This window comes from Ramlibacter sp., assembly GCF_028291745.1.
GTDB lineage: Bacteria > Pseudomonadota > Gammaproteobacteria > Burkholderiales > Burkholderiaceae_C > Ramlibacter.
On sequence record NZ_JAQGNQ010000086.1, the window covers coordinates 17154 to 42144 of the forward strand.

Genomic DNA, 24991 nt, shown 5'->3' on the forward strand with positions numbered 1-24991 from the left:
ATGCGACGGATCGCCATCCAGTCCCTCCTGTTCGATCGCGGCAAGCTGGTCGCTTCGCTGCTGGGCGTGGCCCTGGCCACGGCCCTCGCGTTCGTGCAGATCGGGCTGTACCGCGGATTCCAGATCAACTCCTCGACGGTCATCCAGCACGTCGGCGGCGACTTGTGGGTGGTGCCTACCGGGATCGACGTCATAGACAACGCGCAGATCATGTCGCCAGGCCCGCGCAATCTCCTGCTCTCGGATCCGTGCGTCGCCGACGCGCGGGCGGTGATCTACGGCTTCGTGGTGATCCAGAAACCGAGCGGCACGCGCTCCACCGCCCTCGTGGTCGCCGCCGATCCGCGGCGCGGACGGGAAGTGCCCTGGGCCGTCATCGACGGCACCGCGGCCGGGCTCGAGCAGCCGCTGCGCATCAGCGTCGACCGCACTGATCTCGACAAGCTCGAGCTGCCGGCCAAGGCACTCGGCTCCACTTTCGAAGTGCGGGGCAAGCGCGTCGTCGTGGCGGCGGTCACCGAGGGCATCCGGGCGTTCACGCTGAACCCCTATTTCTTCACCTCCATGACCAACGCGCGCAGGCTGCTGGATCTCGGCGAGAGCCAGGCGATGTACTACGCGGTCGACTTGGCGGCGCCGGCCTGCGCCGGTGAGGTGATCGCCTGGATGAAGCGGCAGCCGGACGTGCGGCTCCTGCCCACCTCGCAGTGGATGGAGACCACCGAGGCGCACTGGGTGAGCCGCTCGGGCGTCGGCATGGTGCTCGCATTCACCGCCGTGCTCGGCCTGATCGTCGGCGGCGTCATCGTCGGCCAGACGCTCTACTCGATGACCAAGGAGCACCTGATCGAGCTGGCCACGCTGAAGGCGCTGGGCGCGCGGCCCGGCGAGCTGGCGGGCTTCGTGCTGTGGCAGGTGACCGTGCTCGGCGCGATCGGCGGCGCGGCCGGCTTCGCCCTGGCGCTCGCGCTCCAGCGCGTGCTCGTGCGGGCGAGTCTGCCGGTCGTGCTCTCGCTTCAAACGGTGGCGCTCGGCGCCGCCGCCACGCTCGCGATGTGCATGGTCGCCAGCGTCACGAGCTTGCGCGTCGTCCTCAAGGTCGAGACGGCAAAGGTATTGCGATGAGCGCCGCACCGCCGCAATCCGTCCTCGTGCGCGCGCACGAGGTCTCCAAGAGCTTCCACTCCGGGGCGATCGACGCCGACGCGCTCCACGACGTCTCGATCGAGGTGCGCACCGGCGAGCTCGCGCTGCTCATGGGGCCGTCGGGCTCGGGCAAGACGACGCTGCTCTACATCCTCTCCGGGCTGATGCGGCCCACGAGCGGCGACGTCGAGCTGTGCGGCGTGACCATCACGCGCCACTCCGACAAGGTCTCCGCCGAGGTCCGGCGCCGGCACGTGGGCTTCATCTTCCAGACCTACAACCTGTTCCCGGCGCTGAGCGCGCTCGATAACGTGGCCGAGGTGTCGGTGATGAAGGGCGCCCCCAGGCACGAGGCGCACGCGCGGGCGACCGACATCCTGACGCGGGTTGGCCTCGGCGACCGTCTGCGCCATCGCCCGGGCGAACTTTCCGGCGGCCAACGGCAGCGCGTGGCGATCGCCCGGGCGCTCGCCGGCGAGCCGACGCTGATCGTGGGCGACGAGCCGACCGGCGCGCTCGACAAGAACACCGGGTACGCGATCGTGCAGCTGCTGCGCGACCAGGTGAGCGAAGCGCGTGGCGTGCTGCTGGTCACCCACGACCTGCGCCTGCGCCGGTTCGCCGACCGGATCATCGAGATCGACGACGGCCGCATCGTGGCGGACTCTCCCGTGACGCAATCCGGGCAGGCGCTGGAGCGCGACCATGCGTAGAACGGCGGCGTTCGCGCTCGCCGCCGGGATCGGGTTCGCCGCCGCGCTGGCGTGGTGGGAAGCTCCCTCGGGCCGCGGAGAGCCTGCGCGCGCAGAAAAGGCGGACGAGCGCGAGCAGCGGGTCGTTGCGCAGGCGCAGATCGTGCCGATCGACGGCATCATCGAAGTGCGCCCGCTCGCCGAAGGCAAGGTCCTGAGGGTCCTGGTGCAGCCCGGCGACCGCGTCGAGATCAACCAGCTGCTCGCCGAGATCGAGAACGATCTGCCCCGGGCGACGCTGCAGCAGCGCGAGGCCGACGCCAGGGCCGCCGCCGAGCGGCTCGCGCTCGCGGCGGAAGGCACCCGTCCCGAGGATCGCGAGGCGCTGGCGGCGGCCGCGGAGGCGGCGGGCAGCGAGTCGGACCTGGCCGCGGATCGCCTGCAGCGACAGCGCCAGCTCTCCGACCAGGGCTTCGTCAGCCCGCAGTCCGTCATCGAGGCCGAGCGCGCGGCGGCCACGGCGCAGGCCCGGGCGCGCGAGGCCCGGATGCGCATGAAGGCGGGCGACGCCGGCGGCCGCCCGGCGGAAGTGCGCGCGGCACGCGAGCAGCTCGCTGCCGCCGTCGCCGTGCTGAACCAGAGCAAGGTGGCGCTCTCGCGCACCCGCATCGCCGCGCCCATCGGCGGGATCATCATGGCGCGCAGTATCAATCCCGGCGACATCATCGGTACGAACGTCACCTCCCCGACGCTGTTCAAGATCGTCGACCCCAAGCGCGTCGAAGTGCGCGTGGAGATCGAGGACTCGCTCGCCGACCGCGTGGAGCTCGGCCAGCCCATCGCCTTCGTGCTGCCGGGCAGCAGGATCCGCATCGGCGAAGGCAGGGTCTCGCGCATCGCGCCGCAGGTGGAGAAGCGCACGATCGGAGCGGACGACGCGCGCATCCGTGCTGACAGCATGATCCGTCCGGCGTGGAGCGACTACAAGCCGCTCGCCGGCGGCGGCGTCCCGCCCGTCAACTTCCGACTCGAAGCATGGATTCAACCATCGTACTCACAGAGGTAGACAGCGTCGTGATCGCCGAGCGCGACGTCGCGCGCAAGCGGGACCGGCGCGAGTTCGTCGAAGCGGCGTGGGAGCTCCTCGGAGACGAGGCCAACTGGACGCCGCCCATGATCTCCGAGGAGCTGGACCAGATCGACCCCGCCCGCAACCCCTTCCTCGCGGGTGGGCACGTGCGGCTGTTCATGGCGATGCGGGGACGACGGGTCGTCGGCCGCATCGCTTACCTCGAGGGACCGTATCTCGTCGCCGGCTTCGAGCAGGGCGTGGGCTGCTTCGGCTACTTCGCCTGCCGCCCCGACGCCGAAGCGGCGGCGGCGCTGCTCGAGAGCGTCACGACGTACGCGCGCTCGCGCGGGCGCTCCAGGCTGCTGGGGCCGTTCAGCCCGACGCTGTACGACTACCCCGGCATCCTCGAGGAGGGATTCGACGCGCGGGCCACCCTGCTCACGAGCTTCAATCCTCCCTGGTACCGCGACTTCTTCGCGGCGGCCGCGTTCGTGCGCTGCAAGGAGCTGCTCGCTTTCGAGATCGCGGTGAGCGAAGAGCTTCCCGAAGGGCTGCTCAGGGCCGAGCAACTGGCGCGCCGGTCCGGGATAGAGATCCGGCACCCGGATTTCCGCTCGTTCTCCGGCGAGCTGAAGAGATTCTTCGAGGTCCACTGGGGCGCGATCAACGCCAACTGGGGCGAGGTCGAGTTCACCGACGGGCAACGCGAGTACCTCGCGCAACACATGCGGCCGCTGCTCAGGAAAGAGCTGGTCGCCTTCGCCTACTACAAGGACCAGCCCGTCGGCATCGCCCTGGCCATTCCCGACGGGGTCGAGGCGCTGAAGACGCTGAACGGCCGGCTCGGCCCGATCCGCGCGCCGCTGGCGATGTACCGGCTTTCCCGGACCGATTCGGCGCGGCTGCCGCTGATCGGGGTGCTGCCCGAGCACCGGCGGCGCGGCATCGACGGAGCACTGATCGCGGACCTCTGGCGCGAAGGCTACCGGCGCGGGATCCGCAGATGCGATATCTCCTGGGTGCTCGCCGACAACCACCGCATGGTGAACACGATCAAGCGGATCGGCGCCGCACCCCGGCGCCGATGGTGGATCTACTCGAAGACGCTCCAGGAGACTGCGCGGCAGGGAGATTGAGACTCCCTACCTTCTGGAGAGCCGCTGCCCTCACCCCAACCCTCTCCCGGAGGGAGAGGGAGAAAGCCCCGGGGGCGCGTGTTCCGCGCCCGCGCTGCACTGCGGACCGCGCAGGAATTCCTCGATGCGGGCGATGCCTTCGCGCAGGCGCTCGGGATGATCGCTCTTGCAGTCCGACGATTCGGCGGGGTCCGACGCCAGGTCGTAGAGAAAATACTCGCCGAGCCGGCGGTCCAGCAAGGTCTTCCAGCCGGCCGTCATCGCGGCCACTTCGTGCGCGAGCGGCGTCTCGCACACCGAGTAGGCGACGCGCGCGGGCTCCCCGACACGCGCGTCGAACATCGAGCGGCCGGCGTAGCCCTCGGGAATGGTGAGGCCGGCGAGATCCAGGATCGTCGGCGCGATGTCGACATGCTGCGTGACGATGGGCGGGCGCGGCGCGGCGCGTCCGGCGCCGTGCACGATCATGGGCACATGGATTACCTCGTTGAAGAGGCTGGCTCCGTGGCAGCAGAAGCCATGCTCGTAGAACGCCTGTCCGGTGTCGCCGGTGATCAGGATCGCGGTCTCCGAATACGTCCCCGAGGCCCGCAAGGCGTCCAGCAGCCGGGCGATCTGGAGATCGATGTAGCCCAGGCTGGACAGATACCGCGTCCACACATCGGCCGTGTCCCGGGCGGCGTAGCGCGCGAAGCGCAGGCTGGGTGGCGACGGGACGGCGCGCCGGGGGTCGCGCGAGAATCCCTCGGGCACGAAGAACGGCACGTGCGTCGACTGCAGGTTCATCGCCAGGAAAGTCTTGCGGTCCCGGTTCTGCTCCAGCCAGTCGATGGCGGCGGCGACGGTGTCGGCGTCGTCGAACTTGCCGCCGTGCCGGCCCCGCGCCAGCCGTTCGCGCAGCGCCGGGTTCGCGTGCGCGGCGTCGCCCCCGCCGGGCCCGGCGTGGAGATAGGGGGCGAGCGCCGGCGAGCGCAGGCGTTCGTGCATGCCGCCCCAGGTCTCGTCCTGCGAGGAGAAGAACGCGCAGCGGAATCCCGCGCGCGCGAGTTCGTCGTAGACCAGCGGCCCGTGCCGCGGGGCACGCCCCGCAGTGCGCGGTGCGCGGCCGCGCCGGCCCTTCAATTCCGGATAGCTGCCGTCGAACAGGCAGACGTCCGCGTAATCCGAGTGGCTCGCGTTGGAATAGTGGGCGGGGAAATTCACAGCCTCCCGGGCGATCGCCGCGATGGCCGGGATGGCCCGGGCGCGCGCCGCGTCGGTGACGACGTCGGCCCGGAGCGACTCGATCACGATGACGATGAAGCGCGTCCTCGGCGTTTCGCCGCCCGCCGGACGCCCGGGCGCCCTCGAAGCCTGCGCTGGCGTGCGAGGCCGTGCCGCCTCCGGCGTCGTCCCGGACGAGTGCCCCCCCGCCGGCCCGCCGAACAGCAGCGTGGAGAGCGCGCCTGCCTGGTTGCGCAGGAACGCGGCGACGAATTTTTGCCGGGGCACCTGGGACCCGAATCTCGGCGAGGTCACCGGCTCGTTCTCCGCCAAGGCAAGCCGTGCCAGCGCGAACGTAGCCAGCGCGACCAGCGCAGAGAGCGCGAGGCCGGCCACGACCGCGCTTTGCGCGTAGCGGACGGCCGAAGGCGCGAGCGCGTCGACCAGGCCCCGGAAGGCAAGCGGCGGCACTATCAGCGCCGCGAGCAGCACGACGACGAGCAGCGGCACCACGGCAGGCGCCGACTCCGCCTCCTGGAGCAGCCCCATGCGGAAATTCCGCAGCGAGAAGACGAGCCCGTCGCGGTCGAGGAAATGGCCCGTCGCCCGCAGGAAGCCCCAGCTCGTCGCGAGGGTGTAGAACAGGAAGGCGTTCGCCGCCTGCGCAGCCCAGGCGAGCGCGGCCGCCAGGCCGCTCCCGCCCGCGACCAGCAGCGGCAGCGATGCGATGGCGGACACGGCCAGCGAATACGGCAGCAGCAGGCACAGCTCGAGGAGATAGCCGGCGAGCTGGACGCGCACCGGCGCACGGCGGCGCTCGCTTCTCGGGTCGGGCAGCACGAGCGCGACGATGGCGCTCGCGCAGCCCAGCACCGCCCAGAGCAGCAGGGCGCCGCACGCGACCGACGCGAGAGCTTGCGGCCCGCCCACGATGTCCTTACCTCGACGCGGTGCCGAAGACGTGATCGACCCACGTGGAGAGCGTCGCGTAGTTGCTGCGCGCGTTCCTGAAGTGGTGGGTGCGGTGGCGTTCCTGCAGGGCCCGGAACAGCGGGTTGGAAAACGTCAGCTGATGCAGCGCGAAGTGGGTGACGTCGTAGGCGAGATAAGCGAGCGCGAACGCGCCGAAGAACTGGGTCGCCGGCGTGAAGCCGAGCAGCCACCACGCGGTGCAGAACACCGCGAGGCCGATCGGGATCGACGCAGTCAGCGGCATCATGTTCCTGCGCGCATCCTGCGGATCGACGTGGTGGCAGCCGTGGATCACGAAGACGAACCGGCGCGAATACTCCCGTTTGGCGGGGAAATGAAAGATCCAGCGATGGATGGAGTACTCCGCCAGGCCCCAGACGGCCACGCCGGCAAGCGCCAGGAGCAGCCGCGCGACGATCCCCTGTGCCGACCCCGAAATCTCGGGCCAGCCAAAGCAGACGAGGCCGAGCGGCAGCCACAAGGTGATCGCCGCCAAGGGGTGCGAGTAGGTGCAGAACTCGAGGATCGGGTTCTGGAAGAGCGTCAGGCGCTGCGCCGGTCCGCGCCGCGGCCGTCCCGGGGCGCTCTTGAGATCATTCTGCATAGACTTCGGCTCCTGATCGCATCAGGGTCCTGCGCACCAGGCTCGTCGGCACCAGGGCCTTGGCCAGGCGGAGCAGGAGCACGTGACGCAAGGGCACGTAGACCGTCCTGCGCCTGCGCTCGATCGCTTGTTCGATGAGCTCGGCGGCACGTTCGGCGGAGATCGAAAAAGGCGAGCGCAGGCCCATCCGCTCGTACATGGCCGTCCGCACGATGCCTGGATACACCTCGGTCAGCCGGACGCCGCACTCGTCGAGCGGGTCGCGCAGGGATTTCGCGAAGGCGCGCAGGCCCGCCTTGCTCGCGCAGTAGCCGTGGGAGCCCGGGCTGAACAGGAAGGCGGAAAGCGAAAGGATGACCGCGAGATGCCCGGCGCCGCGCTCGGTCATCTCGCGCGCGACGACGGAGATCGTGTGCATGGCTCCCAGAAGATTCGTCCTGACGATGTCGATCGACGCGTCGATGGGAAAGAGCGGCTCGAAGATGCCCTTGCTCACGCCGGCGTTGACGATCGCCAGGTCGATCCCCCGGTCGCGGCATGCGCTGCGCATCGCCGCCGAGAAGGCAGCGAAATCGGTGACGTCGGTGGCGCTCACGAGCACCTCCGCGCCGCGTTGCCGGCACGCCGAGGCGACCGCATCGAGGCGTTCGGCATCCCGCGCGAACAGCATCAGGTAGGCGTCCGGGCCGGCCAGGCGCAGCGCGAGCGCGCGCCCGATCCCGCGGCTCGCGCCGGTGATGCAGATGGAGCGACGCCGCGGTGGGCTATCGGGCGGCACGCGCGGCACCCTTGTACAGGAACTTCAGGTGGTCCCGGAAGGCCTCGAGGTAGCTCGCGTACTCGATGTACCTGCCTTGCTTGCCGTCGCAGGCCTGCCTGATCTCTTCGCGCTTGTTGCGCAGCAGCGGATGCGGGACCGAGGGATGGATGTGGTGCTCCACCTGCAGATTCAGGCCGGCGAGATACCAGGACACGAGTTTCGACTTCACGCGGAAGTTTGCGGTCGCGCAGGTCTGGATCCGGAAGAAGTCACCGCCCCGGACGGGCAGCGGCGTCTCGTGCTCGACCCGGGTATTGCAATGCGCGACCTGGAAGATGAGGGAAAGGATCAGGCCCATCGCCGCGTAGTTGTAGGCGAACGCGGCCAGCGCCAGGCCCGTCGGCAGCAGGGCGAGCGGCAGGACCAGCGCCCAGGCGACGAACACGGTCTTGCCAATCACCGAGCGCAGGGCCAGGCCGGCCCGCTGCCGCCCCGTCAGATCCTTCGAGCCCACGCGGCCGCCGACGATGAACCGCAGATCGTCGTTGACGTGGAGCTTGAACACGACCAGCGCATACGCGAGCAGGCAATAGCACGCCTGCGCGAAGCCTCGCAGCGGGCTGGTGCGGGACGGACCGAGATCGAGCACCCCGCCGCCGTCGAGGTCGGGATCGAACTGCGGGTTGTTCGGGTACTTGTGGTGCTCCAGATGCCGCAGCTGCCAGAGCCGGCCGTTGACGCCCGTCCAGTCGATCGCGTACAGCCCGACGTCGTTGGCGCGCGTCCCTTGCGCGAACGCGCCGTGGACGGCGTTGTGGCCCGCGTGCATCGCCAGCCCGATCACGGCGAACGGAAGCAGGAGCAGCGCGGCGGCGCCGAGCAGGTTGTCGTGGTTGGCGAGCGCCGTGCAATAGAGGAGCACGGAGCCCGCGAACAGGAGCGCGGAGCCCAGTTGCACTTGCCTCCGTGCCCGTTCGAGCGCCTCCTCCTGGGGGCGGTCGCCCGGCGGATCGGCGGTCTTCATCATGCGAGCCTCGCTTCCTGCACGTCCAGTTCCGGGGTGCCGGACGCCATCACCCGCTCCAGCAGATCCGCGAGCGCGTCGATCTGCGCCGTGGTGTGCTCGCTCGAGATGCTGACCCTCACGCGCTGGTCCTCCAGCGGCACCGCGGGGAAGCTCACGCCGTTGACGAAGAAGCCGCCCTGGCCGACGCTGGTGACGAGCGCCGTCACGTCGCTGTTCGCCGGGACCTCGAGCGGGAAGATCGGGCTCTGCCAGTCCTTGGGCACGCCGAGCGCATGCAGCCGGTTGGCAGCGTGGCGGATGTTGCGCCGCAGCCGCTCGAGCCGCTCCGGGTGGTTGGCGAGCGCGTCGACCGCCGCGCTGGCGGCCGCCACGGTCGCCGGCGGCAGGGACGCGGAAAAGATGTACGAGCTCGCGTTGGCGCGGATCGCGAGCGCCACGTCTTTCTTGCACGCGACGAAGCCGCCGACGGCACCGAGCGCCTTGCTCAGGGTGCCGACGACGATGAACGGCACTTCGCGGATGCCGAAATGCTCGAACACCCCGCGCCCGGTCGGCCCCAGCGTGCCGGTGCCGTGGGCGTCGTCGACCACCGGCAGGGCACCGTAGCGCTCGCAGGTTTCGAGGATGCCGGGGAGCGGAGGCAGGTCTCCGTGCATGGAGTACAGGCCTTCGACGAACACGAAGATGGTGCCCGCGTGGTCGCTGCGGATCTCCGAGAGGTGGCGCTCCAGGTCGGGGATCGAGTTGTGCGCGAAGAACCGGCGCCGGGCCTTGGGCAGCGCGCGCGCCGCCTCGCGGAAGCTCGTATGGCCGTACTGGTCGGCCACCACGTAGTCGTGCTCCGCCACCAGGGCCCGGACCCAGGCGAGGTTCGCGGCGAACCCGCTTGGCAGGAGCACCGAGGTCTGCGTGTTCTTCAAGGCGGCGAGCTTGCGCTCGAGCTCGGTGTGCAGCGGGTTCAGCCCGTTCATCACCGGCGAGCCGGAAAAGCTGGTGCCGAATTGCTCGACGGCGCGAAGCGCCGCCTGCTTCACCTCCGCAAGCTGGGACAGTCCCAGGTAGTCGTTCGAGCCGAACATGACGACCTGCTCGGTACCGTTCCTGACGTCGGCGTTCGAGACGCTTCCCCGGCACGGGCCGTCGACGGCGAACTCGCGACGATGGATATCGCCGGAGCCGCGATACAGGGTCGCGATCAGTGCGCTCGCCTCCGTGATCCGGTCCTGGAACGGCAAGCTTTGAATGTGGAGCATCCTTTTCAAGGAACTCAAGCGCGACATGTGAAACCCCCTGGAACGTTTGCTGGTGCGATTCTGTCCATGCTGCTTACGCCGGCTCGACCGGAGCGATCGCGCCGCTGCGGCCCGGGCATCGGGTACGCGGCGCCGCGCAGCAGCGGCAGATCGGCGCGGCCGTCGGCGTAGTCCGCCCCGCTCATGGCGCCACCCCTCGGGCGTCTCGCCAGAGGATCGGAGCCTGGATCACCGCCGGGATCTTCGGTACGAGCTCGCCGCGTGCTTCCGTGCGTTCCCGCTTCGAGTAGGCGAGATGATCGTGCCAGAGGGCGCCCTCGGGCAGCCGCTCGTACCAGGAGCCGAGCGAACGCTTGATCAGGTCGACATAGAACTGCGGCAAGACCGTCGACTCGCCTTCGAAGTAGTCGCGGAACGCGCGATCCGAAACAAGCAGCTCGCGTACCCGGCGGTGATGCCGCAGCCGGCCGCGCCCTTCCTGGGAGAGGCCGCGTACCAGGTTCAACCAGCGGGTCTCGCGCTGCGTCGCGCTGGCGAACCGCCGGTAGATCGCCCGGGGCGAGAACGTATGCCCGACGACGTCGATCAGCCGGTCGTAGAACTCCACCCAGCCGTAGTGCCTGGGCCGCACGTTCATCGCCAAGTTGTTGTTCAGCAGCGGGAAGGGGAAAGGCAGGATCCGCCCCGCCTCCTGGTACTCCAGGTTGAGCGGCGCGGCGCTGCCGTAGGAGGTGAGCAGCGAATAACCGGGAAACGCCGCCGGGCACAGATCGACGAAGCGCTTCGTGAGCTCGAACGGCTCGGCCCCCTGGTCGTTGTCCATGCCGATCACGAAGTTGGTCTGCAGGTAGGGGACGTAGCTCTGGATGAGGTTGACGTGCTCGGAGATCCTCTCCAGCTTCTCCGTCCCCGTGGTCCGCCCGACCCGGGATTTGCCGCCCAGGTCGTACCAGGACTCGATGCCGGGCAGCAGCGCCACGATGCCGTTGTCGCGCATGCGCCGCAGGTGCGGCTCGGTCAGGATGGAGAGGCTGGTCTCGGCGATGAAGTTGATGGCCCCGCGCGGCGCGGCGCGCTCGATCAGGCCCATGTACTGATCGAACTTGATGCCGAAGTTCGGGTCGTGCCAGGCGACCAGCGGCTTGGCGAACTTGGTCAGGAGGAAGCGCAGATCCTCCTCGATGACGTCGAACGGCAGCGTCTGGTAGGGCACGTTGGCGTCGATGCAGAAGCTGCACGAATACGGGCACCCCATGCTGCCTATCATCGGCACCACCTTGATCCAGGGGGCTTTCTGCAGGGTCTTCTCGACGAACTTCCAGCGCTCGCGCACGCCCGGCAGCGACTGCGGCTGGCCCGGCGCCGTGACGTAGCGTCCCAGCGGGCGCTGCCGCTCGTTGGCGCGCAGCACGTCGACCAGCGTCTCGCGGTCGGTGAAGCCGAAGACGTAGTCGAAGTAGCGGCAGGCGTCCTCCGGGTAGCTGCGCGCGTGTGGCCCGCCGAGGATCGTGATGGCGCCGTTGGAGCGGCACCACGCGCTGATCGCGTAGGCGAGCGCGGCCGCGGTGGTGAAGGCGCTGATGAAGACGACGTCGGCCTCGGTACCGACCTCGCGGGCCAGGTCCTCCCGGCCCGTGTACACGATGAAGTTGACCGCGTGTCCTTCGCTTTCGCAGAGGGTCGCGACCACCTGGGGCATGATGCTCGCCGAGTTCGCGAACATGACGTAGCCGTAGAGGGAGCGGTTCTCCCCGTTGCCGATCAGATCGATCACTGCGACCTTGAGCTTACGCATGGGGCGGCCCTGCGCGCGGCGCGCGCTGATCCGGCTGGCCATGCGCCGAAGCGTTCTGCTGCACTTGCGGGTACATCGATTCGCTCCTGTCAATTGGCCAGCGGTGTTGTCCTTGTTCTTGCTTGTGTTGCGGACGGATCCGGGGTCGAGCCCGGTGCCCGCAGGCAGCACGGGCAGGGAAACGATACGAGAGAACCTGCGAATTCCCGGTGAGGGACGTCACCTGCTTCTTGTGTGGCGGTCCACCGGAGTGGCCCGGCGCAGCGAATCCAGCGTGCTGGCGCGGAGGGGAGGGGGCAGCAGGTGCAGCACACCCGCCGGCTAGCCGCTGCGCCACAATACGCCCCCATGCTCGTTCACCCCAAGATCGATCCCGTCGCGCTGCAGCTCGGCCCCATTGCCATCCACTGGTATGGCCTGACCTACCTGCTGGCGTTCGGCCTGTTCATGCTGCTGGCCAACCAGCGACTCAAGCACGAGCCCTTCCGCTCGCTCCAGGGCCCCGGCGCCTTGAGCCGCAAGGACATCGAGGACATGCTGTTCATGGGCGTCCTCGGCACGGTGATCGGGGGACGCCTGGGCTACTGCCTGTTCTACAAGCCGGAGTTCTATCTCACCCATCCGCTCGAGATGCTCTTCGTCTGGCAGGGCGGCATGAGTTTCCACGGCGGGCTGATCGGCGTGATCCTGTCGCAGGTCTGGTACGCGCGCACCCACCACAAGCCGTTCTGGCGGCTGATGGACTTCATCGCCCCCTGCGTGCCCCCCGGCCTCGGGGCCGTGCGCCTCGGCAACTTCATCAACGGCGAACTCTGGGGCCGCCCGGCCGATCCAAACCTGCCGTGGGCCATGGTGTTCCCGCAAAGCGGCAGCGGCATCCCGCGCCATCCGTCGCAGCTGTACGAGTTCCTGCTCGAAGGGGTGCTGCTCTTCATCGTGCTGTGGCTCTATGCCCGCAAGGAGCGCAAGGAGGCGCAGGTCTCCGCGGCCTTCCTGGTCGGCTATGGCGCGGTGCGCTTCACCGCCGAGTACTTCCGGGAGCCGGACGCCTTCCTCGGCATCCTTGCCCTGCACATGAGCATGGGGCAGTGGCTGTGCATTCCGATGATCCTGGCCGGCGTGCTGCTGTGGGTCTGGGCGGAAACCCGCACGAACAGCGCCGGCCGTCCCCCGGCCAGCCGCCGGCCAGCGGCGGACTGACCCCGCCGCCGGGCGGCGCGACCGAGACTGTCGCGGTTGCCGCAATCGCATTCTTTACGGTGGCGCGGACCCACGCGGGCCCGCACTCCGCCATAATTATGCGTAATTACACGGCATGAGAGGCAGTTCGCGATGCGCCTGGTCCACAACTCCCTGCACGACGAAGTCGCTGCGCAGCTGCGGGAGCGCATCTTTGCCGGCGAGCTCACGCCCGGCACCTTCCTCGACGAGGTGCAGCTCGCCCAGCAGTTGGCGATCTCGCGCACGCCGCTGCGCGAGGCCCTGAAGGTGCTGACGGCCGAGGGCCTGGTGCGGCACGAGCCGCGCCGCGGCTGCTTCGTCAACGAAGTGACCGACCAGGACCTCGACGAGATCTTCCCCGTCATCGCGCTGCTCGAAGGCCGCTGCGCCTTCGAGGCGGCGCAGCACGCCACCGATGCCGACCTGGCCGCGCTCGAAGACCTGCACCAGAAGCTCGCGCGCCATGCCAAGGCCAAGCGGATCAACGAGTACTACGAGACCAACTACGCGATTCACGAGGCGATCATCGCGCTGGCCGGCAATCGCTGGCTGGCCAGCGTGATCGGTGACCTGCGCAAGATCGTCAGGCTCGCGCGGCTGCAGCAATTGCATGCGCCGGGCCGGCTGGAACAAAGCCTGTCGGAGCACCTGGCCGTGTTCGCCGCCCTGAAGGCGCGCGACGGCGAGGGCGCCGAAGCCGCCATGCGCACCCACCTCACCCGCCAGCGCGGCGCCCTGCGCGAGCTGGCCAGGCAACGGCCGAGGTTGGCATGAGCGTTGCATCCTTTTTCCACAAGACTTCTGCAAAGGCGGCGTCATCGTGAGCCCAACCGACTGGATTACCCGCGGTGCCTCTCTCTGGCGCCCCTCGTTCGAAAAGGCGGGCGGCGGCGGCGCGCCCGAGGATCGCCCCAGGATTGCGGCCGAACCCGCGAAAGCGGGGACTGTCCCCACCATCGCCCATGCTTCCCGCACGACGCGCGAGCGCTTGCAGGCCACGCTGCGCCGCGGCCAGGAGGCGCTGTCGCCCCGCGTGCTGCGACGCACCCTCGCCGAGATGCAGGCGATCGTCGACCAGCGCGCCAGCGAGGTCGAGGGCAGCCGCCGCGCCCGCGCCTTCGCGCAGTGGTATGCCGGGGCGGGCGCCGAAGAGCGGCGCGACGCCTGGCTGCTGGTGAGCGAGCAGTTCGGTCCCGACCCGAAGAAGATCAAGACCGCGCGCGAACATTACGAGGCCGTGCAAGGCACGCCCGAAGAGGGCGGGGCGGAGATCCGCCTGCGCCGCGCCCTGGTGTCGCCGCGCATGCGCCTGCTGCAACGCTTTGCCGCCTTCCCCGAAGGCATGCGCTTCCTGGTGGACCTGCGCGCCGAACTGCTGCCGCACCTGAAGTCCGACAAGCGCCTGCTGCCGCTCGACGCCGAACTCGAGACGCTGTTCTCCACCTGGTTCGACGTCGCCTTCCTCGAGCTGCGGCGCCTGTCCTGGGATTCGCCGGCCTCGCTGCTGGAGAAGTTGATCAAGTACGAGGCGGTGCACGACATCCGCGGCTGGTCCGACCTGAAGAACCGCCTCGACAGCGATCGCCGCTGCTACGGCTTCTTCCACCCGCGCCTGGATGGCGAGCCGCTGATCTTCGTCGAGGTGGCGCTCACCGACAGCATCTCCGACTGCATCACGCCGCTGCTCGACGAGGCCGCGGCGGTCGCCGACCTGACCAAGGCGACCACCGCGATCTTCTATTCGATCAGCAACTGCCAGACCGGCCTGCGCGGGGTGAGCTTCGGCGACTCGCTGATCAAGCGGGTGGTCGAGACGCTGAAGGACGAATTCCCGAAGCTCAAGACCTTTGCCACGCTGTCGCCCATCCCCGGCTTTCGCGGCTGGCTCACCAAGCAGCTACCTGCCGAGAAGCTCGCGGCCTGGGAAAAGCCGCTGGAGCTGGCCCCGAAGTCGCCCGAGCGGCAGGAGCTGCTGTCCTGGGCGGCCCGCTACCTGGGCAAGGAGATGCACGAAGGCAAGCCGGCCGATCCGGTGGCGCGCTTCCACCTGGGCAACGGTGCGCGCGTCGAGCGCATCAACTGGGCCGGCGATCCCTCCTCCAAGGGCCTGAAGCAATCGTTCGGCCTCATGGTGAATTACCTGTACGATCCCAAGCGGCTCGACAAGCACCGCACGATGCTGTCGCAAGGAGAAATCCCGATGGCCGGGGCCATCGAGGACCTGTACCGTTAGCGGTCTGGCCAGCTGCCAGCTAGAGGAGACACCATGATGCATTCGAGCCGTGCAACCCGGCGCGAGGTCCTGCGCGTGGCCGCCTGGGCAGCGGCGGCCGGCGCCATTCCCTTGGCCCGCGCACAGCAGGCCTGGCCCGCCAGGAACGTCATGATGATCGTTCCCTTCCCGCCGGGTGGGGGCACCGATGCCTTCGCGCGGCCGCTGGCAGCGCAGTTCAACAAGCAGACCGGCAAGCAGCTGGTGATCGACAACCGCGGCGGCGCCGGCGGCACGGTCGGTGCATCGATCGCCTCGCACGCCGCACCCGACGGCTACAACCTGTTCATGGGCGCGGTGCACCACACCATTGCCCCTTCGATCTATCCGCGCCTCGACTACGACCTGCAGCGGGACCTCATCCCCATCACGCTGGTCGCCAGCGTGCCGCAGGTGGTCGTGGTCAATCCGCAGCGGATCCCGGCCAAGAACTTCAGCGAGCTCGTGAAGCTGCTGAAGGCCAACCCCGGCAAGTTCAATTACGGGTCGGCCGGCAACGGCACCTCGCATCACCTGGCCGGCGAGCTGTTCAAGATGCAGACGGGGACCTTCATCACGCACATTCCCTACCGCGGCGCGGGCCCCGCGCTGCAGGACCTGGTCGCCGGCAACTGCGACCTCATGTTCGACGGCCTGGGCGGCTCGGCCCCCCACATCAAGGGCGGCCGCATCCGCGCGCTGATGATGGCGGGCAGGCAGCGCAACGCCGCGTTCCCCGACGTGCCCTGCGCCCGCGAGGTCGGGCTGCCCGATTACAACGTCACCAGCTGGTACGGCATCTGGGCGCCGCGCGGCACGTCGGCCGAGGTGCAGACGCGCGTGGCCGACGAAGTGCGCAAGGCGATGGCCACGCCCGAACTCAAGGACATCTGGGAGCAGAACGGCGCGGACTTCCCCAACCTGACGCAACCGCAATTCGCCTCCTTCATCGACGGCGAGATCAAGCGCTGGGCGGTGGTCGCGAAGGCCGCCAACGTGCGGCTGGATTGAAGCGATGGCAGCACCGGTGCGGCTGGCGCTGCAGGGGCCCATCGCCCGCGTGACGCTGTCGCACCCCGCCGGGATCGATGCCATCTCGCGCGCGATGTGGCGCGAGCTGCGCGAGATATTCGTCCAGATCCAGGGGGCGCCCGACCTGCGCTGCGTGATCGTCGGCGGCGAGAACGGCGGCTTCTGCGCCGGCGGCGACATCGCCGAATACCCGCAGTTCCGCTTCCACCCCGAGACGCTGCGCCGCTTCCATGAAGAGGAAGTGTGGGGCGGCCTGGCGGCCATGCTGGCCTGCGAGGTGCCCATGGTCGCGGAGCTGGCCGGCGCCTGCATGGGAGCGGGACTGGAGATTGCCTGCTGCTGCGACCTGCGCATTGCCGGCGTGTCCACGCGCTTCGGCGCGCCGATCGGCCGGCTCGGTTTCCCGCTGGCGCCGCGCGAGGCGCAACTGCTGGCCGCGGTTGCTGGCGAAGCCACCTTGCGCGAGCTGCTGCTCGAAGGCGGGCAGCTCGATGCGCGCGAGATGAAGGCGCGCGGCTTCGTGCAGCGCGTGGTCCCCAACGAAGACCTGCTGGGCGAAGTGCGCGCCACGGCCGAACGCGTGGCGCAGCTCGCACCGCAGGCCGCCCGCATGAACAAGCGCACGCTGCGCCGGATGGCCGGCCGTGCCGCCCAGGCACCGCTGCCCGAGGACTTCATGGCGCGCGCGTACGATTACGCCACCAGCGCGGAACACCGCGAAGGCATCTCGGCCTTCCTCGAAAAAAGATCTCCCCGCTTCTAGGACGCATTCGGACGGACATGGACAACCGCAATCTCTTCGCGGCGCTGCGCGCCGCTTTCCCCTCGGACCTCGACACCACCGCCATCGAGACCGACAACGGCCTCGCCTACAGCTGGAGCGACCTCGAGCGCGGCACGGCGATGATCGCCAACCTGCTGCAGTCGCTCGGCATCGAGGAGGGCGCGCGCATCGCGGTGCAGGTCGAGAAGTCGGTCGAGGCGGCGATGCTGTACCTCGCCACGCTGCGCGCGGGCTATGCCTTCCTGCCGCTGAACACCGCCTACCAGAAGGCGGAGATCGAATACTTCGTCGGCAACGCCGAGCCCGCGGTGGTGGTGTGCAGCCCGGCCAACTTCGGCTGGGTGAGCAAGATCGCTTTCCAGGCCGGCACGCAGCACGTGTTCACGCTGGGCGACGACCGCACCGGCTCGCTGCTGGAGCGCGCGGCAAAGCAGTCGGACCGGCAGGAGCCGGTCGCCCGCAGCGACGACGACCTCGCCGCCATCCTCTACACCTCCGGCACCACGGGCCGCAGCAAGGGCGCGATGCTCACGCACGGCAACCTGCTGTCCAACGCCGAAGTGCTCAAGACGTACTGGGGATGGAAGGAGGGCGACGTCCTCATTCACGCCCTGCCGATCTTCCACGTGCACGGCCTGTTCGTGGCACTGCACGGGGCCCTGCTCAATGGCAGCAAGATCCTCTGGTTCGCGAAGTTCGATCCCAGGCGGGTCATCGATCGCTTCCTCGATGCGACGGTGTTCATGGGCGTGCCCACGCTCTACGTGCGCATGCTGGCCGAATCGCGCCTGAACAAGGTGGTGTGCCGCAACATGCGCCTGTTCATCTCCGGCTCGGCGCCGCTGCTGCTGGAGACCTTCAACGAATGGTCCGAGCGCACCGGCCACACCATCCTCGAGCGCTACGGCATGAGCGAGACGATCATGCTGACCTCGAACCCTTACGCGGAGCAGGACGGCGAGCGTCGCGGCGGCACGGTGGGCTTCCCGCTGCCCGGGGTCGGCCTGCGCGTGCGTGACGAGGCAGGCGAGGAGGCGGGCGCCGGCGAGATCGGCGCGATCCAGGTGCGCGGCCCCAACGTGTTCAAGGGCTACTGGCGCATGCCCGAGAAGACCAAAGAGGAGTTCACCGAGGATGGCTGGTTCAAGACCGGCGACGTCGGCAAGATCGACGGGCGCGGCTACGTCACCATCGTCGGCCGCAGCAAGGACCTGATCATCAGCGGCGGCTACAACGTGTACCCGGCCGAGATCGAGGGCTACATCAACGAGATGCCCGGCGTGGCCGAGAGTGCGGTCGTCGGCGTGCCGCATCCGGACTTCGGCGAAGTGGGCGTGGCGGTCGTGATTGCCAAGCCGGGTGCGCAGGTGAACCCCGAGGAACTGATCGCCACGCTGAAGTCGCAGCTGGCGAACTTCAAGATTCCCAAGCGCTGCTTCGTCGTGCCTGAGCTGCCCCGCAACACGATGGGCAAGGTGCAGAAGAACCTGTTGCGGGAACAGCACCGGACGCTCTACGCCTGAGGCAGCCTACGGCCGCGGGCGAAGGAAATTAGTACTAGGGCTTGGTACATTGCACCGGACTGCGCTCGCGCGCGCCTTGGGGGAATGGCTTAACGAGCGCCGAACCTACTGGTCCAGCCGCTCGCGACTCCTTAAACTGGCCAGCCGCCCCTTCCTTCACCATGTCCGCAACTCAAGGCCAGGCGCGCGACGCCATCGCTTTCCAACTGGTCACTGCACTGGAAAATTACGACCAGGCCGCCACAGCCATGGTGGCCGGCTGGCCGGACCTGGAGCGTTATCACGAAGCGAGCGCTCAGGTAGAGACCATCCGCATGTACTGCGCGACACTGCCCGAGCTGCGGGTGCAGTGGGTGGAACTGCTGATCGCCCATTCGGAACTGGTCCACTTCCTCTGGCGCGTGCAGTACGGCAACCAGGAGGCTGCGCGGGCCGAGGTCGGCACCGTGCGCGAGCACCACAGCGATTGCGTGGCCGCCCTGCGCAAGCGCGCGCTGCGCTACCTCGCGCGACAGCTCGGGGCACGGGGTCTGCCGCCGGCCAGCGACCTCGCACGCTGAACGCGCCGCGGCTGGCGCCGCGGTGCTGGTGGCGCTAGTGCGGCGGCAGCGGCGGCCGCGAGGCCAGGTCGCGCAGGATCTTCACGTAGCCGACCGCCTGCCCGGCGCCATCCCGCATCAGCATCAGCACGCCGCTGCCCTGGAAGCGGCTGCCGTCCTTGCGCACGTGCTGCCTTTCGTCGGCGGCGCGGCCGCTGTCGTGCGCCAGGCGGGCCTCCTGGTCCGGCCCCCCGGCCGCGCGGTCTTCGGGCGTGAAGATCACGTCGGCGGATTGACCGATCGCTTCCTGTTCGGTGTATCCCAGCAGGCGTTGGGCGCCGGTGTTCCAGATCGTGATGCGGCGCTCGAGGTCGGTCGAGAAGATCGCGTACTCCACCACGTTTTCGACCAGCAGCCGCAGCCGTTCCTCGCTCTGGCGCAGCGCCTCGGCGGCGGCGCGCGCAGCCGTGATGTCGCGCGCCATCGCGGTGGCGGCCATCACATGGCCGGCCTGGTCCGTGATGGGCGAGATGGTGACCGCCACGTGCACGTCGGCGCCGTCCTTGTTCCGCCGCACCGTTTCGAAATTCTCCACGGCGCGTCCGGCTGCCACTTGCGCCAGCAGTTTCTGCTGCTCGCCGCTGCCGTCGAGCGAGAGGATCGACAGTGGCTGTCCGATCGCCTCTTCCGCGCTGTAGCCGAACAGCTTCTGCGCCCCGCTGTTCCAGCTCAGGATGGTCTGGTCGAGGGCGAAGCTGATGATCGCGTCGGAGGTGGAGGAGACCACGGCGGACAGCCACAGCCGCATCTCCTCGGCCTGCTTGCGCTCGGTGATGTCGATGAAGGTGAAGACGATGCCGGCGATGCGGTCGTCCAGCGTGCGGTAGGGGATCACCCGCGCCAGGTACCAGTTGCCGCTGGACTGGCCGACCTCGCGCTCGATCGGCACCAGCCGCTGCAGCACGCGCCGCGCGTCCTCGCCCAGCTCGGGGTATTCCAGTTGCGTCGCCATGTCCGTGAGGGGCCGGCCGACGTCGCCGGGGATCAGGTTGAACAGGACCACCGCGGCCGGCGTGTAGCGCATGATGCGCAGCTCGCGGTCGAGGAACACGGTGGCGATCGCCGTCGCGTCCATCAGGTTCTGCATGTCGCTGTTGGCATGACTGAGCTGGTCGACCTTGCCCTTGAGTTCGTGGTTGACGGTGGTCAGCTCCTCGTTGATCGACTGCAGTTCCTCGCGGCTGGTCTCCAGCTCCTCGGTGGCGGCGCGCAGTTCCTCGTTCATGGCCTGCAACTCCTCGTTGCTGGCCTTCAGTTCCTCGGTGGAGGCCTCGTACTGTTCGACCGTGTCGCGCAGGTGCGCCTTCAGCCGGTCGATCTCCAGGTCGAGATGGCGGGCCAGCGGATCGGCCTCGAGCGGCACGCCCTGCTGCTCGCCCTGCTGCTCGCCCTCGGCACCTTGCCCGGTGCGTACCGTGAACATCACCAGGTACAGCGTCGAAGGTCCCGACTCGGCGGGCACCACCCGCAGTGAAGTGAGCGTCGCTCCGCCGGGCAACTCCAGCGACACGGGCGGCAGGTCGACGGCGACGCCGGTCTGCGCTGCCTGGAACAGGGCGGCCCGCAGCTCGATGCGCAGTTCGGCCGGCACTGACCGCAGCAGGTTGCGGCTCGGCTCGCCGCCGGAGAGTTGCAGGAAGCGGCCGGCACTGGGCGACAGGTGCAGGATCTCGTACTCGCTGTCGACCAGTACCGAGGGCGGGCCCAGGTGCTCGAGCAGGCGCAGGTGGGCTTCCGGCGCGCGCGTGCCCGGCGCCGTGCGCGTCAGGCTGGGCCCGGGCGGCGCGTGCAACACCCGGTCGAAGTTCGCACCGGCGACCACCGGTGCCTCGCGCACCGGGTGCTGCTCCTCGCTGGTGAACCGCAGGTTGGCCAGCGCCGGCGCCAGCACGGGCAGCGTCGGGCGCACCGTCGACCGGTGCTGGTAGATGCGGTGCTTCTTGTCGAGGGTGATGAACAGCGGGTTGGCCTCGTCGACCGACTCGGAGGAACCGAGGAACAGCTTGCCCGCCGGCACCAGCGAGAAATGCACCGTGTCGAAGACCCGCGCCTGTGCCTCCTTGGCCAGGTAGATCAGCAGGTTGCGGCAGGTGACCAGGTCCTGGCGCGAGAAGGGCGAATCGCGCAGCACGTCGTGCACGGCGAACAGCACCATCTCGCGCAGTTCGCGCCGCACCCGGTAGCCGCGGTGCTCCTTGGTGAAGAAGCGACGCAGCCGCTCCTCGTTGACGTCCGCGGTGATGGCCGCGGGGTAGACCCCATCGCGCGCCGCCTGCACGGCCACTTCGTCGAGATCGGTGGCGAACACCTGGATCAGCGGCGGCGACTCCAGGGTGCGCGCGTACTCGCTCAGCATCATGGCCAGGCTGTAGGCCTCCTCGCCCGTGGCGCAGGCGATCACCCAGACGCGCACGGCGTCCGTCGGCCCCTTGCCCTCGAACAGCGAAGGGATGTAGCTTTCGAGCGCGCTGAAACACTCCGGGTCGCGAAAGAAGTTGGTGACGCTGATCAGCAGGTCCTGCAGCAGTGCCCCGCATTCGCCGGGGCGGGTGCGCAGACAGTTCAGGTAAGCCGGCAGGTTGTCGACGCCGTTGACCTGCATGCGCCGGCCGATGCGCCGCAGCACCGTGGCACGCTTGTAGTGGCTGAAATCGCGCGACGTGCGCATGCGCAGGAAATTGAGCACGTCGCGCAGTTGCGCCTCGTCGCCTTCGCCCTGCCCGGGCTCCGCTTCCGGTCCCGCCTCGGGGGGCAGCGAGACGCTGTGCTCCAGCCGGAAGTAGGCCAGCAGGCGCGCCGGCATGTCCTGCACCGGCAGCACCCAGTCGACCATGCCGGTGCCGATGGCCGTGCGCGGCATGCTCGAATGCGCGGCCTCTTCCGGATCCTGCGAGATGGTCAGGCCACCGCGTTCCTTGATGCGCTTGATGCCGATGGCGCCATCGCCATTCATGCCGGAGAGCACCACGGCAGCCGCATGCGGGCCGTGGCTGTCGGCGAGGGTGCGGAAGAAGAGGTCGACGGTGACGTGGCCGGTGCGATCGCCGTCGACGTCCTGCAGCGTGAGCCGGCCGTCGACGGCCTGCAGCAGCTTGCGCGGAGGGATCACGTACACCGTGTCGGGGCGCACCTCGAGCGTCTCGCGGACCTGCACCACTTGCATGCGCGTGCAGCGCTGCAGCAGTTCCGACAGCATGCTCTCGTGCTCGGGCGAGAGGTGGATCACCACCACGTAGGCCAGGCCGGTGCGCGAGGGCAGGGTGGCGAAGAAGCTCTGCAGCGCTTCGATGCTGCCGGCCGAACCGCCCAGTCCCACCACCGGCACCTTCGCGTAACCGTAGCCCGGGACGGCGTCATCCATTTCGTCGGCGAAGTCCTCCTCGGCCCGGTCCGGCTGCGCCGTTTCCTCGCTCATTCCATCCCCTTCGGTGCCGGACGATTATGCGTCGGGCTCATCCTCTTCCGCAGTGGGGGAGGTCTCGGCCATCTCGGTGAGCATGCGGATCTGGCCGCGCAGGCGATCGGCCTCGGCGAGCCCCGCGGCCGCTTGCGGGCGGTCGCCCGTGGCATTGGCGATGCCGGCCAGCCGGCGCAGCAGCATCTCGCGCTCCTGCAGCGCCCGCACGCCGCTCCACAGCGCGTGTTCCGCCGTTTCCTTCTGCGCCTGCAGCAGGTTGATCGAGGAATACGCGTGCCCGGTGTGGCAGCGGTAGCGCAGCGGCTTGCGGTCCTTCAGCTCCCAGAGCGTCCCGCTGCAGTCGGGACAGGTCAAGGTGGAGGGCGTGGCAATCACGGCCAGGTCTTCCATCTTCATGCCTCTTCGATTCAGTTCGGCCTCACGGATCAGTTCCTCCGGGACCGAGGCCGGCGCCACCCGCGCGGGCTCGCCTACGAGTTGCACGAGCAGGGGCGCCAGTTCTTCCAGACGCACGATGTAATCCACCTGCACGTTGGCCAGCGCGTTGCGCGGCATCGCCGGCTCCGCCGCGGTGTCCGGGTCCTGCACGATGGCGATGCCACCGCATTCCTTGATCGACTTCAGGCCGCTGCTGCCGTCGTCCATCTGGCCCGTGAGCACCACGCCGATCGCCCGCGGCCCCCAGTCGACGGCCGCCGTGCGGAACAGGGGATCGATTGCCGGGCGGGCGTAGTTCTCCTTGGGACCGCGCGACAGGCGCAGGGTGTTGCCCTGAATCATCATGTGGTGGTCTGGCGGCGCGACGTACAGCGTGCCGGGCATCAGCCGCTGGCCGTCCTCGGCGTGCATGGCGTGGTTGGGGCCGCGCGCGCGCAGCAGTTCCGGCAGCAAGCTCGGCTGTCGGCCGACGTGCTGCACGACGCAGATCGGCGCGGCAAAAAACTTCGGCAGGCATTCGCTCAAGTGCAGCAATGCGCCGACACCGCCCGCGGAAGCGCCGATCACGATGACGAATCCGGGGTCGGGACTGGCAGTCATGGACCATTGTGCGCCCCGGGGAAAAATTTCGGTCGCCTCGTGCATCGCGACCGTCACGGTCTACACTGGCTCCATGTCCATCTCGCAAGGCGCCGCACTTTCGGCGATCGCGTTCCAGTTCGCCGCGGCACTGGAGGTTTACGACCAGGAGGCCGATCGGCTGGTGCAGGCGCACGGCGATCTCGGTATCTACCAGGCGCTGGGGGTCCGGATGGACGAGATGCGTCGCTACGCCACGGCGCTGCCGGACTGCGCCGGGCCCTGGGTCGAAGTGTTGATCCGGCACTTCGAGCTGACGCACACGCTGTGGCACGTGCAGCAGGGCAAGGCCGTGTACCGGGACCTGCAGACGGTGCGCCACGCGCATGCCGGCGCGGTGCAGTTCCTGTCGCAACGGCTGGTTCATCTGCTGCCGCGACACTGAGCAGGCAGCGCACGAGAGCGCGCAGGAGACACGCATGAAGGCCAACAGCATCCTCGAGACCATCGGCCGCACCCCGCACATCCGCATCAATCGCCTGTTCGGCGACACGCACCAGGTGTGGGTGAAGTCGGAGCGCGCCAATCCCGGTGGTTCGATCAAGGACCGCATCGCCCTCGCGATGATCGAGGACGCGGAGCGCAGCGGAAAGCTCAAGCCCGGCGGCACGATCATCGAGCCCACCTCGGGCAACACCGGCATCGGCCTGGCGATGGTGGCGGCCGTGAAAGGCTACAAGCTGGTGCTGGTGATGCCCGACAGCATGTCGATCGAGCGGCGCCGGCTGATGCTCGCCTATGGCGCGAGCTTCGACCTCACGCCCAAGGAAAAGGGCATGAAGGGCTCGATTGCCCGCGCCCACGAACTCGCCGACAAGACGCCGGGCGCGTGGATCCCGCAGCAGTTCGAGAACCCGGCCAACGTCGAGGTGCACGAGCGCACGACCGCGCGCGAGATCCTCGAGGACTTCCCGCAAGGCATCGATTACCTGATCACCGGCGTGGGCACCGGCGGCCACATCACGGCCTGCGCCAAGGTGCTCAAGCAGCAGTGGAAGCAGTTGAAGGTCTTCGCGGTGGAGCCCACCGGATCGCCCGTGCTTTCCGGCGGCGCGCCGGGGCCGCACCCGATCCAGGGCCTGGGCGCCGGCTTCATCCCGCAGATCATGGACACCACGTTGCTCGACGGCGTGATCCAGGTCGACGCCGAGCCCGCGCGCGAGATGGCGCGGCGCGCCGCGCGCGAGGAGGGCCTGCTGGTGGGCATCTCCTCCGGTGCGGCGCTCGCGGCGATCGCGCAGAAGCTCAAGGACATCCCCGCCGGCGCCACCATCCTCGGGTTCAACTACGACACGGGCGAGCGTTATCTCTCGGTCGAGGGATTCCTGCCCGCGGCCGGTGACGCGCGCGGACCTGGTGCAAGTTTGAACGCGTGTTCTGGCGGTCGCGCAAATAAAGGCAACAAATTCGCCCACGGGTAACGCGA

At 68.9% G+C, this 24991-nt stretch carries 20 protein-coding genes and 1 pseudogene; 13 read left to right on the forward strand and 8 right to left on the reverse strand.

The annotated features are described in order from the left end of the window. From JWP60_RS15765 to JWP60_RS15780, 4 genes are read left to right on the forward strand one after another with little or no spacing between them, the layout of a single operon-like run. Entirely contained in the window at positions 1–1125 is a 1125-nt protein-coding gene (locus JWP60_RS15765) for an ABC transporter permease (protein WP_299793269.1), read from the forward strand. Then, complete coding sequence (locus tag JWP60_RS15770) at positions 1122–1859, forward strand: ABC transporter ATP-binding protein (RefSeq protein WP_299793272.1); 738 nt, start codon at positions 1122–1124, stop codon at positions 1857–1859. The genes JWP60_RS15765 and JWP60_RS15770 overlap by 4 nt, the downstream gene beginning before the upstream one ends. After that, entirely contained in the window at positions 1852–2904 is a 1053-nt protein-coding gene (locus tag JWP60_RS15775) for an HlyD family efflux transporter periplasmic adaptor subunit (RefSeq protein ID WP_299793275.1), read from the forward strand. Before JWP60_RS15770 ends, JWP60_RS15775 begins: the two co-directional genes overlap by 8 nt. Positions 2905–2912: 8 nt before the next feature. Further along, a complete protein-coding gene (locus JWP60_RS15780; RefSeq protein ID WP_299793278.1) occupies positions 2913–4046 on the forward strand; it encodes a GNAT family N-acetyltransferase in 1134 nt (377 codons plus the stop codon). A 30-nt stretch (positions 4047–4076) separates the two neighbouring features. Here JWP60_RS15780 and JWP60_RS15785 read toward each other — a convergent pair whose 3' ends face one another. From JWP60_RS15785 to JWP60_RS15810, 6 genes are all read right to left on the reverse strand, one after another. Then, a complete protein-coding gene (locus tag JWP60_RS15785; protein ID WP_299793281.1) occupies positions 4077–6179 on the reverse strand; it encodes a sulfatase-like hydrolase/transferase in 2103 nt (700 codons plus the stop codon). Between the two features lie 7 nt (positions 6180–6186). Next, positions 6187–6825 carry a sterol desaturase family protein gene (locus JWP60_RS15790; RefSeq protein ID WP_299793284.1) on the reverse strand — a complete coding sequence of 213 codons (639 nt, stop codon included), beginning with the start codon at positions 6823–6825 and terminating at the stop codon, positions 6187–6189. After that, positions 6815–7603, reverse strand: a complete 789-nt coding sequence (locus JWP60_RS15795; RefSeq protein WP_299793287.1) for an SDR family NAD(P)-dependent oxidoreductase — start codon at positions 7601–7603, stop codon at positions 6815–6817. The genes JWP60_RS15790 and JWP60_RS15795 overlap by 11 nt, the downstream gene beginning before the upstream one ends. After that, positions 7590–8612, reverse strand: a complete 1023-nt coding sequence (locus JWP60_RS15800) for a fatty acid desaturase (protein WP_299793290.1) — start codon at positions 8610–8612, stop codon at positions 7590–7592. Before JWP60_RS15800 ends, JWP60_RS15795 begins: the two co-directional genes overlap by 14 nt. Continuing rightward, on the reverse strand, positions 8609–9865 hold the full coding sequence (locus JWP60_RS15805) for a pyridoxal phosphate-dependent aminotransferase family protein (protein WP_299793293.1): 1257 nt from the start codon (positions 9863–9865) through the stop codon (positions 8609–8611). The genes JWP60_RS15800 and JWP60_RS15805 overlap by 4 nt, the downstream gene beginning before the upstream one ends. A gap of 181 nt (positions 9866–10046) precedes the next feature. Beyond that, the gene (locus JWP60_RS15810; RefSeq protein ID WP_299793296.1) at positions 10047–11702 is read right to left on the reverse strand and encodes a cobalamin-dependent protein; all 1656 of its coding nucleotides are present in this window, start codon (positions 11700–11702) and stop codon (positions 10047–10049) included. Positions 11703–12008: 306 nt separating this feature from the next. On the opposite strand from JWP60_RS15810, the gene lgt reads away from it, so the two are divergent. From lgt to JWP60_RS15845, 7 genes are all read left to right on the forward strand, one after another. After that, on the forward strand, positions 12009–12860 hold the full coding sequence (gene lgt, locus JWP60_RS15815) for a prolipoprotein diacylglyceryl transferase (RefSeq protein ID WP_299793299.1): 852 nt from the start codon (positions 12009–12011) through the stop codon (positions 12858–12860). A gap of 132 nt (positions 12861–12992) precedes the next feature. Continuing rightward, positions 12993–13655 carry a GntR family transcriptional regulator gene (locus JWP60_RS15820; protein ID WP_299793302.1) on the forward strand — a complete coding sequence of 221 codons (663 nt, stop codon included), beginning with the start codon at positions 12993–12995 and terminating at the stop codon, positions 13653–13655. Between the two features lie 142 nt (positions 13656–13797). Beyond that, positions 13798–15114 carry a malonyl-CoA decarboxylase gene (locus JWP60_RS15825; RefSeq protein ID WP_299793499.1) on the forward strand — a complete coding sequence of 439 codons (1317 nt, stop codon included), beginning with the start codon at positions 13798–13800 and terminating at the stop codon, positions 15112–15114. Positions 15115–15150: 36 nt separating this feature from the next. After that, the gene (locus JWP60_RS15830; RefSeq protein WP_299793501.1) at positions 15151–16143 is read left to right on the forward strand and encodes a tripartite tricarboxylate transporter substrate binding protein; all 993 of its coding nucleotides are present in this window, start codon (positions 15151–15153) and stop codon (positions 16141–16143) included. A 4-nt stretch (positions 16144–16147) separates the two neighbouring features. Next, positions 16148–16927 (forward strand): enoyl-CoA hydratase-related protein, encoded by a 780-nt coding sequence (locus JWP60_RS15835; protein ID WP_299793305.1) that lies wholly within the window; start codon positions 16148–16150, stop codon positions 16925–16927. Between the two features lie 17 nt (positions 16928–16944). Beyond that, positions 16945–18471 carry a malonyl-CoA synthase gene (locus tag JWP60_RS15840; protein ID WP_299793308.1) on the forward strand — a complete coding sequence of 509 codons (1527 nt, stop codon included), beginning with the start codon at positions 16945–16947 and terminating at the stop codon, positions 18469–18471. A 161-nt stretch (positions 18472–18632) separates the two neighbouring features. Next, on the forward strand, positions 18633–19031 hold the full coding sequence (locus JWP60_RS15845; RefSeq protein WP_299793311.1) for a hypothetical protein: 399 nt from the start codon (positions 18633–18635) through the stop codon (positions 19029–19031). A gap of 34 nt (positions 19032–19065) precedes the next feature. On the opposite strand, the gene JWP60_RS15850 is transcribed toward JWP60_RS15845, so the two are convergent. Together JWP60_RS15850 and JWP60_RS15855 are read right to left on the reverse strand one after the other, a co-directional pair. Then, positions 19066–22485 (reverse strand): chemotaxis protein CheB, encoded by a 3420-nt coding sequence (locus tag JWP60_RS15850; protein WP_299793314.1) that lies wholly within the window; start codon positions 22483–22485, stop codon positions 19066–19068. A 24-nt stretch (positions 22486–22509) separates the two neighbouring features. Then, positions 22510–23526, reverse strand: coding sequence for a chemotaxis protein CheB (locus JWP60_RS15855; RefSeq protein ID WP_299793317.1), 1017 nt, complete (start codon positions 23524–23526; stop codon positions 22510–22512). A 73-nt stretch (positions 23527–23599) separates the two neighbouring features. Between JWP60_RS15855 and JWP60_RS15860 the strand changes: the two genes are divergently transcribed. After that, positions 23600–23950: a hypothetical protein gene (locus tag JWP60_RS15860; RefSeq protein ID WP_299793320.1), complete on the forward strand. Its 351-nt coding sequence runs from the start codon at positions 23600–23602 to the stop codon at positions 23948–23950. A 34-nt stretch (positions 23951–23984) separates the two neighbouring features. Next, positions 23985–24899: pseudogene (gene cysK / locus JWP60_RS15865) on the forward strand (cysteine synthase A); the annotation flags it as partial. Between the last annotated feature and the right edge of the window lie 92 nt (positions 24900–24991).

What these genes read in the sequence shown, in the direction of transcription:
- JWP60_RS15835 (WP_299793305.1), top strand. Translation starts at nt 16,148, where the DNA reads ATGGCAGCACCGGTGCGGCTGGCGCTGCAGGGGCCCATCGCCCGCGTG.
- JWP60_RS15805 (WP_299793293.1), bottom strand. Translation starts at nt 9,865, where the DNA reads ATGCTCCACATTCAAAGCTTGCCGTTCCAGGACCGGATCACGGAGGCG.
- JWP60_RS15800 (WP_299793290.1), bottom strand. Translation starts at nt 8,612, where the DNA reads ATGATGAAGACCGCCGATCCGCCGGGCGACCGCCCCCAGGAGGAGGCG.
- JWP60_RS15850 (WP_299793314.1), bottom strand. Translation starts at nt 22,485, where the DNA reads ATGAGCGAGGAAACGGCGCAGCCGGACCGGGCCGAGGAGGACTTCGCC.
- JWP60_RS15770 (WP_299793272.1), top strand. Translation starts at nt 1,122, where the DNA reads ATGAGCGCCGCACCGCCGCAATCCGTCCTCGTGCGCGCGCACGAGGTC.
- JWP60_RS15765 (WP_299793269.1), top strand. Translation starts at nt 1, where the DNA reads ATGCGACGGATCGCCATCCAGTCCCTCCTGTTCGATCGCGGCAAGCTG.
- JWP60_RS15860 (WP_299793320.1), top strand. Translation starts at nt 23,600, where the DNA reads ATGTCCATCTCGCAAGGCGCCGCACTTTCGGCGATCGCGTTCCAGTTC.
- JWP60_RS15845 (WP_299793311.1), top strand. Translation starts at nt 18,633, where the DNA reads ATGTCCGCAACTCAAGGCCAGGCGCGCGACGCCATCGCTTTCCAACTG.
- JWP60_RS15820 (WP_299793302.1), top strand. Translation starts at nt 12,993, where the DNA reads ATGCGCCTGGTCCACAACTCCCTGCACGACGAAGTCGCTGCGCAGCTG.
- JWP60_RS15830 (WP_299793501.1), top strand. Translation starts at nt 15,151, where the DNA reads ATGCATTCGAGCCGTGCAACCCGGCGCGAGGTCCTGCGCGTGGCCGCC.
- JWP60_RS15840 (WP_299793308.1), top strand. Translation starts at nt 16,945, where the DNA reads ATGGACAACCGCAATCTCTTCGCGGCGCTGCGCGCCGCTTTCCCCTCG.
- JWP60_RS15790 (WP_299793284.1), bottom strand. Translation starts at nt 6,825, where the DNA reads ATGCAGAATGATCTCAAGAGCGCCCCGGGACGGCCGCGGCGCGGACCG.
- JWP60_RS15775 (WP_299793275.1), top strand. Translation starts at nt 1,852, where the DNA reads ATGCGTAGAACGGCGGCGTTCGCGCTCGCCGCCGGGATCGGGTTCGCC.
- lgt (WP_299793299.1), top strand. Translation starts at nt 12,009, where the DNA reads ATGCTCGTTCACCCCAAGATCGATCCCGTCGCGCTGCAGCTCGGCCCC.
- JWP60_RS15810 (WP_299793296.1), bottom strand. Translation starts at nt 11,702, where the DNA reads ATGGCCAGCCGGATCAGCGCGCGCCGCGCGCAGGGCCGCCCCATGCGT.
- JWP60_RS15855 (WP_299793317.1), bottom strand. Translation starts at nt 23,526, where the DNA reads ATGACTGCCAGTCCCGACCCCGGATTCGTCATCGTGATCGGCGCTTCC.